We start from the raw sequence: 13,604 nt of genomic DNA, 5'->3' as shown, positions 1-13,604 counted from the left end.
CAGAGAATAGATTATGGGACGGGAGCGATCCGCTCTTTGCCCCTCACACGGCCAGAACAAGGAACTGGCTTTACTGGAAGGCCCCCGCGAAATACCGAGAGGCCGGATATGCCGTGAAGAATGTCCGGCTGCCCGGTGAGATCGGTGACGGGCAAGATGCCGAGCGGGCTCGGCTCGCACGCGAACTGACCAGGGAAATGATTTGCTGGTTCGATGACGACTCGCCGAAGGTAGAGCCGGGAACATGGAAATGGCTGATCGGTCGGTACCTGGCCGACGAGATTTCTCCATTCCACGAGGTGAAGTCGGTTACCCAGGACAGCTACCGGTCCCGCCTTGCCAGCTGGGAAGAAGCGATCGGCCAGGGCTTCATCGCAGACGTAGACTTTGCCGAACTGAAGCGATGGCAAAAGGCAATGAAGGACAACGGTCGAAGCCAGCACTACATCAAGGCGCAGTTCACCATGCTTCGGATACTGGTCGGATATGGAAAGGCGCTGAACGTTTCTGGCTGCGCTGCAATCAAGGATGTCCTGTCCGAAATGCGGATCAAGGGGCCAAAACCCCGGACCGTTGCGCCGACATCGCAACAGGTCGAGGCGGTCATCCAGAAAGCTGACGATGCCGGTGACGCCATGTTCGCCTTGGGCGTGTCACTGCAATGGTGGCTGAGTCTTCGCGGTGTTGATGTGATTGGTCAGTGGTTGCGCCTCGGCAAGGATGATCCCCGCGACAGCGGCATCATTCGCGGAAACTTCCGGTGGGCCGACGGCCTGACCTGGGCGATGATTGATCGCGATGTGTCGGAGGTACGCAAGACGCCATCGAAAACGGAAGATGACCTTCCCGATGAGCTGGTCTTCAATCTGACACCGCTTCCTCAACTCCGCAGCCGCTTGCTGTCGATACCGAGGGAAAGTCGCGTCGGCCCCGTGATTGTGAACCCGAACACTGGACTGCCGTTCGATCGCTACAGGTGGCGAGACAAGTGGTGCGAATACCGTGATGCCGCTGGCGTGCCATCGCATATCTGGGTCCGCGACACGCGCGCCGCGGCGATCACACATGCCAGGAACGCGGGCGCAACTCCCATGTAGCTCCGCGACGCTGCGAACCATGCATCCGTGACCACGACAGACCGTTATTCCAGGTCCAGATCGGAAAGCATCAATCAGGTCATCCAGATGCGGATTGGAACGCAAAAGGAACGTTGAGAATCGATACTCTCAACTGGCCTCTCAACCACCTCTCAACCTGAATTGAGCACATTCACTTAAGTCATTGAAATTATTGGTACCGCCTCCCCGGCTTGAACGGGGGACCTCTGGATCCACAATCCAGCGCTCTAACCAACTGAGCTAAGGCGGCACGGAAGCGTTCTCTAAACCCGGTAAGCAAAGGTTGCAAGCCCGACTTGCCGGGAAATTTGCAACAGGCTACAGAAAGCTTTCTAAAGACAGGGGTCAGGACCGTGAGCATCAACAGCCAAAGCGAAATAGCCGCCAATCTGCAGGTCGGGCCGACGGATCAGGGCATGGTAAGAATCTATGTCGAAGGCGAGGGCCTCGATCTGCCGCTGGATTTCGACCCAGAGGAAGCGACCGAAATTGCCGAAGAATTGCTTGCAGCGGCCGAAGCCGCGCGGAAGATGGCAGCGAAGGGCGGCAAATCCAAGCCCCGCGGAAAACGCTGATTATTCGATGACTTGAGGCCTGGCTTCGGTCAGGCGCCCCAAAGAATGCGAGGTCGTGGTTCCGACCTGCCGCATCGGTGCAAAGGCAGTTACTTGTCCGAATGTCCAAGCGAGAGTCCGGGGTCGATCCGATCCCGGACCCGCTGCTTCAGGGCCTTGATATCGGGAAAGCCGCCATCGCGCTTGCGCTCCCATATCGTCGCGCCATCAAGCGAGATCTCGAAAATACCGCCGGAATCGTCTGGAATCAGGGTGACGCTGATAGCCGTGCCGAAGGTCGACAGGCATTCCTGCGCATACCAACCTGCCCTCAGCAACCAGTTGCAGCCGGTGCAATAGGTGATGACCAGATTTGGCATATACGTGCTCCTTTCCGTCACAGTGCCATGTCGTCGCGATGAACCAGCGCCGCGCGTCCGGGATAGCCGAGGATCGTCTCGATTTCGGCCGAGTGGTGGCCGATGATACGGCGTGCCTCGTCGGCGGTATAACGCGACAAGCCGGTCGCGAGGGCCTCTCCCGAGGGGCCGGAGATCGTCACCGGATCACCCCGCCCGAAGGTGCCGGTGATCGCGCGGACCCCGGCGGGCAGAAGGGATTTCCCGCGGCGCAGCGCATCGGCGGCACCTTGATCGATGCTCAGAACGCCCTTGGGCTTCATCGCCGCGATCCAGCGTTTGCGCGCCGTTTGCGGATCGCCATCGGGCAGGAACCAACTGGCACGAGCCCCTTCTGCCACCGCGGTCAGCGGGCGCGTGACCGAGCCTTCCGCGATCACCATGGCGCAACCACCGGCGATGGCGGTTCGGGCGGCCATCAGCTTGGTTTTCATGCCTCCCCTGGAGAGTCCCGAAACAGGATCTCCGCCCATCGCCTCGATCTCGGGGGTCAGTTGCCTGATGACCGGCAAATGCCGGGCGGTGGGATCGGTTTTCGGATTGGCAGTATACAGCCCATCCACATCCGATAGCAGCAACAACTGATCGGCCCCGCAGGTCACCGCGATCTGGGCAGCGAGCCGGTCATTGTCGCCATAGCGGATCTCGTCGGTGGCGATCGTGTCGTTCTCGTTCACGATGGGCACGACGCCAAACGACAAGAGCATCTGCATCGTCGCCCGGCTGTTCAGGTACCGCCGCCGCTCGGCACTGTCCTCCAGCGTCAGCAGGACTTGCGCGGTCGTCACCCCATGCGGGGCCAGCGCCTCTTCATAGGCCCGGGCAAGACGGATCTGGCCGACTGCCGCGGCCGCCTGCGCCTGTTCGAGCGCCAGGGCGCCCGGTGGAAGACCCAGAACCCGGCGGCCAAGCGCGATGGAGCCGGAGGAAACCAGCACCACGTCGGAGCCGCCCCGCCGCCATTCCGCCACGTCGTCGCAAAGCCCCTGCAACCAGTCGCCACGCAGTCCCTGGGGACCGACCAGCAGCGCCGAGCCGATCTTGATGACCAGCCGGCGGGCAGAGGTCAGAGAAGGGGTTAGGGTTGCCATGGTGCGTCGGACTCATCATCCGTGCTGTGTCGGGTCGGCGCGATCTCGGACCGGAGCGCGCGCAGTACCTCGGTCACGCCCTGACGCGCCACGCTGGACATCATATGCACCGGAGTCCCGAGTTCCGTCTCCAATGCGGCATGGCGTTCGGCGATGGTCTGATCGTCCAGCGCATCGATCTTGTTCAGCGCGGTGACGCGCGGCTTGGACATCAGCACCGGGGAATAGGCATCAAGCTCGGTCAGGATGGTGCGGGCATCACTCGCCACATCCTCGGATGTGCCGTCGACCAGATGCAGTAGCACCGAGCAGCGTTCGACATGGCCAAGGAAGCGGTCGCCGATCCCCCTGCCCTCGCTGGCACCCTCGATCAGTCCCGGAATATCGGCCATGACGAATTCCCGGCCATCCACCCCGACCACTCCCAGGTTGGGATGCAGCGTGGTAAAGGGATAATCGGCGATCTTGGGGCGGGCATTCGATACGGTCGCCAGGAAGGTCGATTTGCCCGCATTCGGCAACCCGACCAGCCCCGCATCCGCAATCAGCTTGAGCCGTAGCCAGATGGTCCGCTCGACCCCGGGTTGGCCGGGATTGGCCTTGCGTGGCGCCCGATTGGTCGAAGTCTTGAAATGCAGGTTACCCCAACCCCCATTGCCGCCCTTGGCGAGCAGGACGCGCTGGCCCGGCTCGGTCAGATCGGCGATGGGCGTTTCTTCGTCCTCTTCGAGGATCTCGGTGCCGACCGGAACGCGCAGCACTTTATCGTCGCCCGATCTGCCGGTCATCTGGCTGCCCATGCCGTGCTGTCCGGATTTGGCGAAGAAGTGCTGCTGATACCGGAAATCGATCAGCGTGTTCAGCCCCTCGACTGCCTCGGCCCAGACATCGCCGCCGCGCCCGCCATCACCGCCATCGGGGCCGCCATATTCGACATATTTCTCGCGCCGGAACGAGACGCAACCGGCGCCGCCGCCGCCCGAGCGGATATGAACGCGTGCCAGATCGAGAAATTTCATCGGCTTTGCTCCTTTGATGACCGCTCAGGCGGCTATGCGCTGGCCTGGAAGCGCAGCAGGTATCCATCCAGATCCTGAACCAGAAATTCGCGAGTTACAGACCAACTGTCACCCACACGATATCTTTTCTCTTCGACCGGACGGAACAGCGCCCATCCGGCCTTTTCCAGAGTGCCCGCAATCGGCTCGACCGCGTCGACGCTCATCTGGAAATTCACACCCCGACCAAGGGGAGGTTCCAGAGGACCTGTGGCCCAATCCCCGTTGAACCGGCATAGCATGATCTGCAGCGGGCCTCGTTGAAGATAGGCAAATCCCGCGTCCGGTCGGGAATAGGCAACCGAAAAGCCCAGCAAATCGCACCAGAACCGCAGGCTTTCACCGAGGTCGGTCACATCAAGTTCGGGCACCATCGCCGCAAAACCGCCCTCGGGTCTCCCGCCGTTCGAGGCGGCATTGTTGCGCTCTGCCTGATCCATGATCCACTGATGCTCCTTTTCCTGCAGGCGATACGCGGATGCGGCGTCTCACGCAAGGGATGGCAAATCGCGCTGTTCTGCTTATCTAGAGAGAAAGGAGACCTTCATGATCCATTTCGACAACAGCTATGCGCGCCTGCCAAAGGGGTTCTTCGCCCGTATCGATCCGACCCCGGTATCCGACGCGCGCCTGATTGCCCTGAATGCAGAACTGGCCGAGCGGTTGGGAGTGGATGTGGATTGGCTGCGTGGCCCCGATGGCGTGGCGATGCTGGCCGGCAATGCACTGCCTGCAGGTGCCGAGCCGATCGCACAGGCCTATGCCGGACACCAGTTCGGAGGGTTCGTACCGCAGCTTGGCGACGGCCGGGCCGTCTTGCTGGGCGAGGTGGTGGCGCCGGACGGTGTGCGCTTCGATATCCAACTCAAGGGCAGCGGCAAGACTCCGTTCTCGCGGATGGGCGATGGCCGGGCATGGTTGGGGCCCGTACTGCGTGAATATGTCGTCAGCGAATTCATGGCTGCGATGGGCGTGCCGACAACGCGGGCACTCGCAGCGGTGATGACCGGCGAAACGGTCTGGCGCGAAACCGCCCTGCCGGGAGCGTTGCTGACCCGAACTGCCTCCAGCCATATCAGGGTCGGCACGTTCCAGTATTTCGCCGTTCGGGGACGCGAGGATGCACTGGCCGCGCTGACCGATCATGTCATCGCGCGGCATTATCCCGAGGCATCGGGACCTCTGGACATGCTGGACAAGGTGGTGGAGCGGCAGGCCGAAACCATCGCGCAATGGATGGCGCTCGGCTTTATTCACGGGGTCATGAATACCGACAACATGGCAGTATCGGGCGAAACCATCGATTATGGCCCTTGTGCATTCATGGATGCATATCATCCCGATACGGTCTTTTCCTCGATAGATCAGATGGGGCGATACGCTTGGGCGCAGCAGCCGCAGGTGGCGGTCTGGAATCTTGCGCAACTGGCAACCTGCCTGATCCCGTTGATGGGCGAACGGGACGCTGCCATCGAGGCGGCAACCCGGTCGGTGCATCGTTTCGCACCCCTCTACCAAACGGCATGGCTAAGGCGGTTCGGCGAGAAATTGGGACTGAGCGACGCGGGCGAGAACATCCAGCCGCTGATCGAGCGCCTGCTAACCATCATGGCCCGGCAGCGCGCCGATTTCACACGGGTTTTCCGTGGCTTGGCAGACGGCTCGGCACGGGACGAGTTCCCGGACCCGGCACAATTTGACGAATGGGTCGAGGATTGGCGATCTTTTTGCCCGGATGACAATGTGATGGCCAAAGCCAACCCGTTGCGCATTCCGCGCAATCACCGCGTGGAAGAGGCCATCGAGTCGGCAGTCGCGAATGATCTGACCCCGTTCGAACGACTGCTAGATGCGGTGATCCACCCGCATGAGGACCGCCCGGAATGGAGCGATCTTGCCTCCCCTCCCCGTCCCGAGGAGATCGTCCGGCAGACCTTTTGCGGAACGTGAAGTTGATGTGACCCAGCCTTTGCAACGACCCGATCCCGGCATAATCTGCGGGAAGGTAAAAGGGGAACGGGGTCGTGTTGAGACTGGCCAGTTACAATCTGCACAAGTGCCGTGGCCTTGCCGGTCCACATGCGCCAGAACGCAACCTTGCCGTCATTCGCGAACTCAGGCCGGACATCATCGCCTTGCAGGAGGTTGATTTCCGTCTTGGTACGCGGCCCGAAGCCCTGCCCCGATCGTTGATCGAGCGCGAGACCGGGCTGGTCCCCGCCGATATCAACGGAACGGGCGAGAACTCCCTGGGTTGGCATGGCCAGACGATCCTGATGCGTCCCGATCTGGCCGAGGCAGCCGTTTTGCGGCGTCTTCCACTGCCGGGCCTGGAACCGCGTGGGGCCGTTGCCTTGCGTTTACCTGAATTGACGGTGATCGGCCTGCATCTGGGGCTGACGCGATCCTCTCGCCGAGCGCAGCTTGCCCGTGTCTCGGCACAGGCCGGCCGGATCGGCGGGGATCATATCGTGATGATGGGCGATTTCAACGAATGGCGCGATGATCGGGGGCTGGAAATGCTCTCGGGATTCAGGGTCGTAGCGCCGGGGCCGTCATATCCCGCACCTTTGCCGCGCCTGAAACTTGACCGTTTCGCCATCTCGCCCGGACTGGAAATCATCGCGTCAGGAGTCGGCAATGGGGCGCAGGCGCGCGACGCTTCGGACCACCTGCCAATCTGGGCAGATATCGGATTTGCATGACGATTGCTGCTTTCGGCTTGAAGCCGTGGCGGTTATGTATGCGTCAACGCTGATCAACGGAGGCACCAAATGACCGCCATCTTCGACATTTTCGCCCGCGAGATTCTCGACAGCCGCGGCAATCCGACCGTCGAGGTCGACGTGACACTGGAAGACGGCACCCTCGGCCGTGCGGCGGTGCCCTCGGGCGCTTCCACCGGAGCACATGAGGCGGTCGAACGGCGCGACGGCGACACGTCGCGCTATATGGGCAAGGGCGTGCTGGAAGCCGTCGCTGCCGTGAATGGCGAGATCGCCGAATTGCTGGTCGGCGAGGATGCCACCGAACAGCAGGCCATCGACGCGTTGATGATCGACGTGGACGGCACGCCGAACAAGGGCCGTTTGGGCGCGAATGCGATCCTGGGCGTTTCGCTGGCCGTCGCAAAGGCCGCCGCCGAAAGCTGCGCACAGCCGCTGTATCGTTATGTCGGCGGCACGGGCGCGCATATCCTGCCGGTGCCGATGATGAATATCATCAATGGCGGCGAACATGCCGACAACCCCATCGACATCCAGGAATTCATGATCATGCCTGTCAGCGCGGAGAGTATCCGCGATGCCGTGCGCATGGGATCCGAGGTGTTCCACACGCTGAAAAAAGAGCTGGCGGCGGCGGGATTGGCCACTGGTGTCGGCGACGAGGGTGGTTTCGCCCCGAACCTTTCGGGCACGCGGGACGCGCTGGATTTCATCCTCAAGGCCATCGAGAAAGCCGGCTACAAGCCCGGCGACGATATCATGCTGGCACTTGATTGCGCCTCGACCGAATATTTCAAGAACGGCAAATACGAGTTTTCCGGCGAAGGGAAATCCCTGACCCCGGCAGAGAATGTCGATTATCTCGCGGCGCTTTGCGGCGATTATCCGATCCTGTCCATCGAGGATGGCTGCGCTGAGGATGACTGGGACGGCTGGAAGCTCTTGACCGACAAGCTGGGTGACACGGTGCAATTGGTCGGCGACGACCTGTTCGTGACCAACCCCACCCGTCTGGCCGACGGTATTGCCAAGGGATGCGGCAACAGCCTGCTGGTCAAGGTCAACCAGATCGGCACCCTGTCCGAAACACTGGACGCAGTGCGCATGGCCGACCGCGCCCGCTATACCAGCGTGATGAGCCATCGTTCGGGCGAAACCGAGGATGCCACGATCGCGGATCTCGCCGTCGCCACCAATTGCGGCCAGATCAAGACCGGCAGCCTCGCGCGTTCGGACCGGCTGGCCAAATACAACCAACTGATCCGGATCGAAGAAATGCTTGGCGCGACTGCTGTCTATGCGGGGCGTTCGATCCTGCGCTGAGAAATTTTGGCCCTTGCCTCTCTGGCGAGGGCCTCGCGCCTCTCCAAATAAGGTGCGATAATTACTTGTCTTATTAATATGTTAAGGTAAAATTCTAGAAAGTGGATGGGGTGCCGATGTTTTTTCACTCCACATGTTCTCATGCCCCCTCGACAGCCGCCGATCTCCGGCTAAACTGCGGCCCGTGACTGGCGGCAGAACGACGGGATCCAATCCCTACCGCCCAACTCGGAGGAGAATATATGAAAGATTCCAATAAACTGGACCGCCGGTCCTTCCTGACGCGTGCCTCGGTCGGTGGCGCGGCTGCCGCTGCAGGATCAACACTGGCCGCCCCGGCGATTGCACAGGAATCCCCCACGATCAACTGGCGTCTGGCATCGTCCTTTCCGAAATCGCTCGACACCATTTATGGTGGCGGTGAAGAGCTTTCGACACGATTGAAGGAAGCCAGTGACGGCAAGTTCAACATCCAGGTCTTTGCCGCGGGCGAGATCGTACCCGGGCTGGACGCAATCAACGCGGCGACGGATGGCACCGTGGAATCGGCCCATTCCGTTGGTTATTACAACTGGGGCAAGGACCCGGCCTTTGCCTGTGGCGCCGATCTTCCCTTCATGTTCAGCGCGCGGGCCAAGGCCGCCTATAACTATCATGGCGGCGGGAACGAGAATTATAACGAGTTTCTGGATCAGTACAGCCTCGTCGCTTACCCTGGCGGTAATACTGGCGTGCAAATGGGTGGCTGGTATCGCAAGGAAATCAACAGCCTCGAAGATCTCAAAGGCCTCAAGATGCGGATTGCCGGGCTTGCTGGCCGGGTGGTCGAGAAACTGGGTGTGGTCCCGCAGCAGGTTGCTGGCGGCGACGTCTATCCGTCGCTCGAAAAGGGTACCATCGATGCTGCCGAATGGGTCGGCCCCTATGACGACAGCAAGCTGGGCTTCCAGAAGGTCGCGCCCTATTACTATTATCCGGGTTTCTGGGAAGGCGGACCGACGGTCAGTTTCTTCTTCAACAAGGCCAAGTTCGAGGAACTGCCCGAAAGCTACAAGTCGCTTCTGCGCACCTCCTGTCAGTCGGTGGACCAGAACATGCTGGCGAAATACGACATGAAGAACCCGGCCGCACTGAAAGAGCTGGTCGGCTCGGGTGCCGAGCTTCGATCCTTCAGCGAAGACGTGATGGTTGCAGCCTTCGAGGCCTCCAACGAGGTCTATGCCGAGCTTTCGGCGGAGAACGAGTGGTTCAAGAAACAGTATGAAGCGATGCTGCAATATCGCGATGATTGGTATCTGTATGCTCAGACGGCCGAATATACCTTCGACACGTTCATGATGATCCAACAGCGCAACGGCAAGCTGGCCGTCGGTGGCGGAGAGTAATAGCAGACAACGCCGGTGCCGAGAATTTCATATCCCGGCATCGGCTGGTTTTCGAACATCAAGAAGGGTTACGGTGCTCACCGACCCTTGAGGCAGCGCGGTTGCTATTCGATCACAAGCCGCCCTGCCCCCTCATGTGCCTGTCCGATCACAGTCGCATCCGCAAAGCCGTGATCGTTGAAGATCGCGAGAACTGCCTCGGCGCTTTCTTCGGTGCAGGACACCAGTAATCCACCACTGGTCTGCGGATCGGAAAGCAACGCCCGATCCACCTCGGCAAATCCTTCAGGCAGACTCACATCATCGCCATAGCTGCTCCAGTTGCGCCCCGACGCCCCTGTTACGAAACCGTTCAAGGCAAGTTCACGCGCGCCTGGCAGCAGCGGCACCCTGTCCCAATCCAGCCGCAATTCGCAATTCGATCCCCGCGCCATCTCCAGCATATGTCCGGCAAGACCGAAACCAGTCACATCGGTCATCGCCTGAACCCCCTGCAACCGGGCAAGATCCGGGCCGGGGGTGTTTAGTCGCGTCGTCGCAGCGATCATCTGCTTGTAACCCTGGCTCCCCAAGGCCTCTTTCTTCAGGGCAGCCGACATGACACCGACACCAAGCGGTTTGCCAAGGATCAGGACATCGCCGACCCTCGCTCCGGTATTGCGTTTGACATCGGCCGGGTCGACCAGCCCCATGGCAACCAGCCCATAGATGGCCTCGACCGAGTCGATCGTATGGCCGCCTCCGATAGGAATGCCCGCATCCCGGCAGGCCATCGCGCCGCCTTCGAGAATTCGGGCAATGGTTTCAGAAGACAGCGTGTTGATCGGCATCCCCACCAGCGACAGCGCCATGATTGGCGTGGCTCCCATCGCATAGACATCGCTGATCGCATTGGTTGCCGCGATCCGGCCGAAATCCAGCGGATCGTCAACGATGGGCATGAAGAAGTCGGTCGTCGCCACCAACGCCTGATGATCGTTCAACCGGTAGACGGCTGCGTCGTCCGAGGTTTCGATGCCGACCAGAAGCGCCTCGGGAACAGGTAGCATCGCGGTGCCGCGCAGCAGCCCCGTCAATACGCCGGGCGCGATCTTGCAGCCGCAGCCGCCTCCGTGGGAAAGCGAAGTCAGCCGGGGTTCGGATGCGGTTGGGGCGTTCATTGGCGATCCTTGGAAGAAGATGGTTTATGCCGGGGCAGCATATGGAGTGGCGGTCTGACCGGCAAGCATCACCGGTCAGATCGCGGCGCGCCAGCTTGCCAGCTTGGCGCCGAATCCGATGAAGACGATCCCGGTCACGCCTTTCAACCAGCGCTGAACCCGGTTGCTGCGTGCCAGCCCTGTCAGACGCGAAAACAGCATGACCATCGCGCCGAACCAGATCACGTTGATCGCCGAATGCACGAAGACCAGCAGGAATGCCGAGGCTGTCGGGTGAGCGCTGGCCGGGATGAACTGTGGAAACACCGCGAGATAGAACATCGAAACCTTGGGATTCAGCCCATTGGTCAGCAATCCCTCGACATAGGCGCGCCACAAGCTTCGTTTCCGCTGCGCGGGTCGCACGCTGCCGGGAGTCGCAATCTCACCCCGGATGGCCTGAAGCAAAGACTTGATCCCGATCCAGAACAGATAGGCCGCGCCCAGGTACTTGACGATCATGAAAGCTGTGGCCGATTGCAGCAGGATGATCGCAATGCCGAGGATCGACAGGGCACCATGGATATAGAAGGCGGTGAAGAAGCCGGCGATGTTGGCAAGGCCGGCCGCAGGTCCCGATGTCGGGACGGTGCGGGCGATCAGCACGCCATTCGGTCCGGGTGATGCAACCAGCAATGCGGTTGCCAGTGCGAATGCCGCGATTTCGGCCCAACCCATCACCTTGCCTCCTGTCACGATCCCGAGGGGCAAAATGAGCCGGTCGAGCGGCAGAAGCAATCCGAAAAGACAAAAGACAAAGAAAACCCGCCCCCTATCCGGGGACGGGCCAATCACATTTCCAAGGCTGATGCCTTGATTACTCGTCGCGCTTCAGCGCTGCGCCGAGGATGTCGCCAAGCGAGGCACCCGAATCCGAGCTGCCATACTGGTCGATCGCCTCTTTCTCTTCGGCGATCTCGCGCGCCTTGATCGACAGGCCGAGACGACGGGTCTTGGTGTCGACATTGGTGACGCGGGCATCGACCTTGTCGCCGACCTGGAAGCGCTCGGGGCGCTGGTCCTGACGGTCGCGGGCCAGGTCGCTGCGGCGGATGAACGACTTGACGCCGTTATATTCCACCTCGACGCCGCCATCCTCGATCGCGGTCACTTCGACGGTGACGATCGAGCCACGCTTCACGCCGTCAACGGCTTCAGCCATATGCTCGTTCTCAAGCGCCTTGATGGACAGCGAGATGCGCTCTTTCTCGACATCCACGTCCTGCACGACGGCCTTGACGACATCGCCCTTGCGGAAGTCCTGGATGGCGTCCTCGCCACGGGCATCCCAGCTGATATCCGACAGGTGAACCATGCCGTCGATATCGCCTTCGAGGCCGACGAACAGACCGAATTCGGTGATGTTCTTGACTTCGCCTTCGATGACGGTGCCCGACGGATGGGTCTCGGCAAAGACTTCCCACGGGTTGCGCATGGTCTGCTTCAGACCGAGGCTGACGCGGCGCTTGGCTTCGTCGATTTCCAGAACCATGACGTCCACCTCTTGCGAGGTCGAGACGATCTTGCCCGGATGGACGTTCTTCTTGGTCCAGCTCATTTCCGAGACATGGACCAGGCCTTCGACACCGGCTTCCAGCTCCACGAAGGCGCCGTAATCGGTGATGTTGGTCACGCGGCCATGGTGAACCGAACCGAGCGGGAACTTGTCGGCCACGGTATCCCAGGGATCGTCCTGCAACTGCTTCATGCCGAGGCTGATGCGGTGGCTTTCCTTGTTGATCTTGATGACCTGAACCTTGACGGTCTCTCCGATCGACAGGATTTCCGAGGGGTGGTTCACGCGGCGCCATGCCATGTCGGTGACATGCAGCAGACCGTCAACACCGCCCAGATCGACGAAGGCGCCGTATTCGGTGATGTTCTTGACAACACCGTCCACGCTCTGGCCTTCGGTCAGGTTGGCGATAACCTCGGCACGCTGTTCGGCGCGGCTTTCTTCCAGGATGGCGCGACGCGAGACAACGATGTTGCCACGGCGGCGATCCATTTTCAGGATCTGGAAGGGCTGCTTCAGACCCATCAGCGGGCCAGCGTCGCGCACGGGGCGGACATCGACCTGGCTGCCGGGCAGGAAGGCCACGGCACCGCCCAGATCGACCGTGAAGCCACCCTTGACGCGACCGAAGATGGCGCCTTCGACGCGCTCTTCATCGGCATAGGCTTTCTCCAGGCGATCCCAGGCTTCTTCGCGGCGGGCCTTTTCACGGCTGATCGAGGCTTCGCCACGGGCGTTCTCGACACGGTCCAGATAGACCTCGACTTCGTCGCCGACCGAGATATTGGCGTCCTCGCCGGGATTTGCGAATTCTTTCAGATCGACGCGGCCTTCCATCTTGTAGCCGACATCGATGATGGCTTGTCCCGCCTCGATGGCGATGACGCGGCCTTTGACGACACTGCCCTCATCGGGCGTGTCCATGTCGAAGCTTTCGTTGAGGAGGGCTTCGAATTCCTCCATGGTCGCTTTAGCGCACATGCGTTTTCAGTTTCCTTTACGTCTGTTTATCTGGCCTGACGGTTGGCTCCGCCGGTCTGTTAGATGCCTTTCAGTAACGACAAAGGGTCGTGGCTATGCGCCCGACCCGTATTCTTGTGGCCTGTTGTGACCATGTCGCCCGATTGACTGGGGCCCAAATAATCCTTGACGCGGCAAAGATCAACCGTAAAGCGCGCATTCGCGGGTTATGTCCGTCTGGAAATATCGCTTGCA

At 60.8% G+C, this 13,604-nt stretch carries 13 protein-coding genes and 1 tRNA gene; 6 read left to right on the top strand and 8 right to left on the bottom strand.

Translation table 11 applies throughout. From position 1 onward, the window contains the following. Positions 1 to 113 precede the first annotated feature (113 nt). Positions 114 to 1,097, top strand: a complete 984-nt coding sequence (locus JHX88_RS08790) for a hypothetical protein (RefSeq protein WP_084203288.1) — start codon at positions 114 to 116, stop codon at positions 1,095 to 1,097. Positions 1,098 to 1,291: 194 nt separating this feature from the next. Here the strand turns inward: JHX88_RS08790 and JHX88_RS08785 are convergent. Next, positions 1,292 to 1,368, bottom strand: a tRNA-His gene (locus JHX88_RS08785). Between the two features lie 103 nt (positions 1,369 to 1,471). Here JHX88_RS08785 and JHX88_RS08780 point away from each other — a divergent pair. After that, positions 1,472 to 1,693 (top strand): DUF6324 family protein, encoded by a 222-nt coding sequence (locus JHX88_RS08780; RefSeq protein WP_076528146.1) that lies wholly within the window; start codon positions 1,472 to 1,474, stop codon positions 1,691 to 1,693. Positions 1,694 to 1,782: 89 nt separating this feature from the next. Here JHX88_RS08780 and JHX88_RS08775 read toward each other — a convergent pair whose 3' ends face one another. Genes JHX88_RS08775 through JHX88_RS08760 form a run of 4 tightly spaced genes read right to left on the bottom strand, consistent with a single transcriptional unit; the run spans position 1,783 to position 4,680 of the window. Continuing rightward, the gene (locus tag JHX88_RS08775; RefSeq protein ID WP_076528144.1) at positions 1,783 to 2,052 is read right to left on the bottom strand and encodes an Rdx family protein; all 270 of its coding nucleotides are present in this window, start codon (positions 2,050 to 2,052) and stop codon (positions 1,783 to 1,785) included. A 17-nt stretch (positions 2,053 to 2,069) separates the two neighbouring features. Then, the gene (gene proB / locus JHX88_RS08770; RefSeq protein ID WP_076528142.1) at positions 2,070 to 3,182 is read right to left on the bottom strand and encodes a glutamate 5-kinase; all 1,113 of its coding nucleotides are present in this window, start codon (positions 3,180 to 3,182) and stop codon (positions 2,070 to 2,072) included. Further along, complete coding sequence (gene obgE, locus JHX88_RS08765; RefSeq protein ID WP_076528141.1) at positions 3,170 to 4,201, bottom strand: GTPase ObgE; 1,032 nt, start codon at positions 4,199 to 4,201, stop codon at positions 3,170 to 3,172. The genes proB and obgE overlap by 13 nt, the downstream gene beginning before the upstream one ends. 32 nt (positions 4,202 to 4,233) lie before the next feature. Beyond that, the gene (locus JHX88_RS08760) at positions 4,234 to 4,680 is read right to left on the bottom strand and encodes a bleomycin resistance protein (protein ID WP_076528139.1); all 447 of its coding nucleotides are present in this window, start codon (positions 4,678 to 4,680) and stop codon (positions 4,234 to 4,236) included. A 106-nt stretch (positions 4,681 to 4,786) separates the two neighbouring features. Here JHX88_RS08760 and JHX88_RS08755 point away from each other — a divergent pair, with 106 nt between their 5' ends. From JHX88_RS08755 to JHX88_RS08740, 4 genes are all read left to right on the top strand, one after another. Beyond that, positions 4,787 to 6,190: a protein adenylyltransferase SelO gene (locus JHX88_RS08755; protein ID WP_076528137.1), complete on the top strand. Its 1,404-nt coding sequence runs from the start codon at positions 4,787 to 4,789 to the stop codon at positions 6,188 to 6,190. 77 nt (positions 6,191 to 6,267) lie between these two features. Continuing rightward, entirely contained in the window at positions 6,268 to 6,945 is a 678-nt protein-coding gene (locus JHX88_RS08750; RefSeq protein WP_076528135.1) for an endonuclease/exonuclease/phosphatase family protein, read from the top strand. A 69-nt stretch (positions 6,946 to 7,014) separates the two neighbouring features. Continuing rightward, positions 7,015 to 8,289 carry a phosphopyruvate hydratase gene (gene eno, locus JHX88_RS08745; protein ID WP_076528133.1) on the top strand — a complete coding sequence of 425 codons (1,275 nt, stop codon included), beginning with the start codon at positions 7,015 to 7,017 and terminating at the stop codon, positions 8,287 to 8,289. 260 nt (positions 8,290 to 8,549) lie between these two features. Further along, entirely contained in the window at positions 8,550 to 9,674 is a 1,125-nt protein-coding gene (locus tag JHX88_RS08740; protein WP_141225923.1) for a TRAP transporter substrate-binding protein, read from the top strand. Positions 9,675 to 9,778: 104 nt separating this feature from the next. On the opposite strand, the gene selD is transcribed toward JHX88_RS08740, so the two are convergent. The 3 genes from selD to rpsA all read right to left on the bottom strand — a co-directional run bounded on the left by selD (position 9,779) and on the right by rpsA (position 13,370). Next, the gene (gene selD, locus JHX88_RS08735) at positions 9,779 to 10,834 is read right to left on the bottom strand and encodes a selenide, water dikinase SelD (RefSeq protein WP_076528129.1); all 1,056 of its coding nucleotides are present in this window, start codon (positions 10,832 to 10,834) and stop codon (positions 9,779 to 9,781) included. Between the two features lie 75 nt (positions 10,835 to 10,909). After that, complete coding sequence (locus JHX88_RS08730) at positions 10,910 to 11,551, bottom strand: LysE family translocator (RefSeq protein ID WP_076528127.1); 642 nt, start codon at positions 11,549 to 11,551, stop codon at positions 10,910 to 10,912. A 139-nt stretch (positions 11,552 to 11,690) separates the two neighbouring features. Beyond that, on the bottom strand, positions 11,691 to 13,370 hold the full coding sequence (gene rpsA / locus JHX88_RS08725) for a 30S ribosomal protein S1 (protein WP_076528126.1): 1,680 nt from the start codon (positions 13,368 to 13,370) through the stop codon (positions 11,691 to 11,693). Between the last annotated feature and the right edge of the window lie 234 nt (positions 13,371 to 13,604).

Origin of the sequence: Paracoccus saliphilus (assembly GCF_028553805.1) — a bacterium.
In the GTDB taxonomy this organism is placed as follows: domain Bacteria; phylum Pseudomonadota; class Alphaproteobacteria; order Rhodobacterales; family Rhodobacteraceae; genus Paracoccus; species Paracoccus saliphilus.
This window is presented reverse-complemented; position numbering and strand designations above follow the sequence as displayed.

What these genes read in the sequence shown, in the direction of transcription:
- JHX88_RS08775 (WP_076528144.1), bottom strand. Translation starts at nt 2,052, where the DNA reads ATGCCAAATCTGGTCATCACCTATTGCACCGGCTGCAACTGGTTGCTG.
- proB (WP_076528142.1), bottom strand. Translation starts at nt 3,182, where the DNA reads ATGGCAACCCTAACCCCTTCTCTGACCTCTGCCCGCCGGCTGGTCATC.
- obgE (WP_076528141.1), bottom strand. Translation starts at nt 4,201, where the DNA reads ATGAAATTTCTCGATCTGGCACGCGTTCATATCCGCTCGGGCGGCGGC.
- JHX88_RS08760 (WP_076528139.1), bottom strand. Translation starts at nt 4,680, where the DNA reads ATGGATCAGGCAGAGCGCAACAATGCCGCCTCGAACGGCGGGAGACCC.
- JHX88_RS08755 (WP_076528137.1), top strand. Translation starts at nt 4,787, where the DNA reads ATGATCCATTTCGACAACAGCTATGCGCGCCTGCCAAAGGGGTTCTTC.
- eno (WP_076528133.1), top strand. Translation starts at nt 7,015, where the DNA reads ATGACCGCCATCTTCGACATTTTCGCCCGCGAGATTCTCGACAGCCGC.
- selD (WP_076528129.1), bottom strand. Translation starts at nt 10,834, where the DNA reads ATGAACGCCCCAACCGCATCCGAACCCCGGCTGACTTCGCTTTCCCAC.
- JHX88_RS08730 (WP_076528127.1), bottom strand. Translation starts at nt 11,551, where the DNA reads ATGGGTTGGGCCGAAATCGCGGCATTCGCACTGGCAACCGCATTGCTG.
- rpsA (WP_076528126.1), bottom strand. Translation starts at nt 13,370, where the DNA reads ATGTGCGCTAAAGCGACCATGGAGGAATTCGAAGCCCTCCTCAACGAA.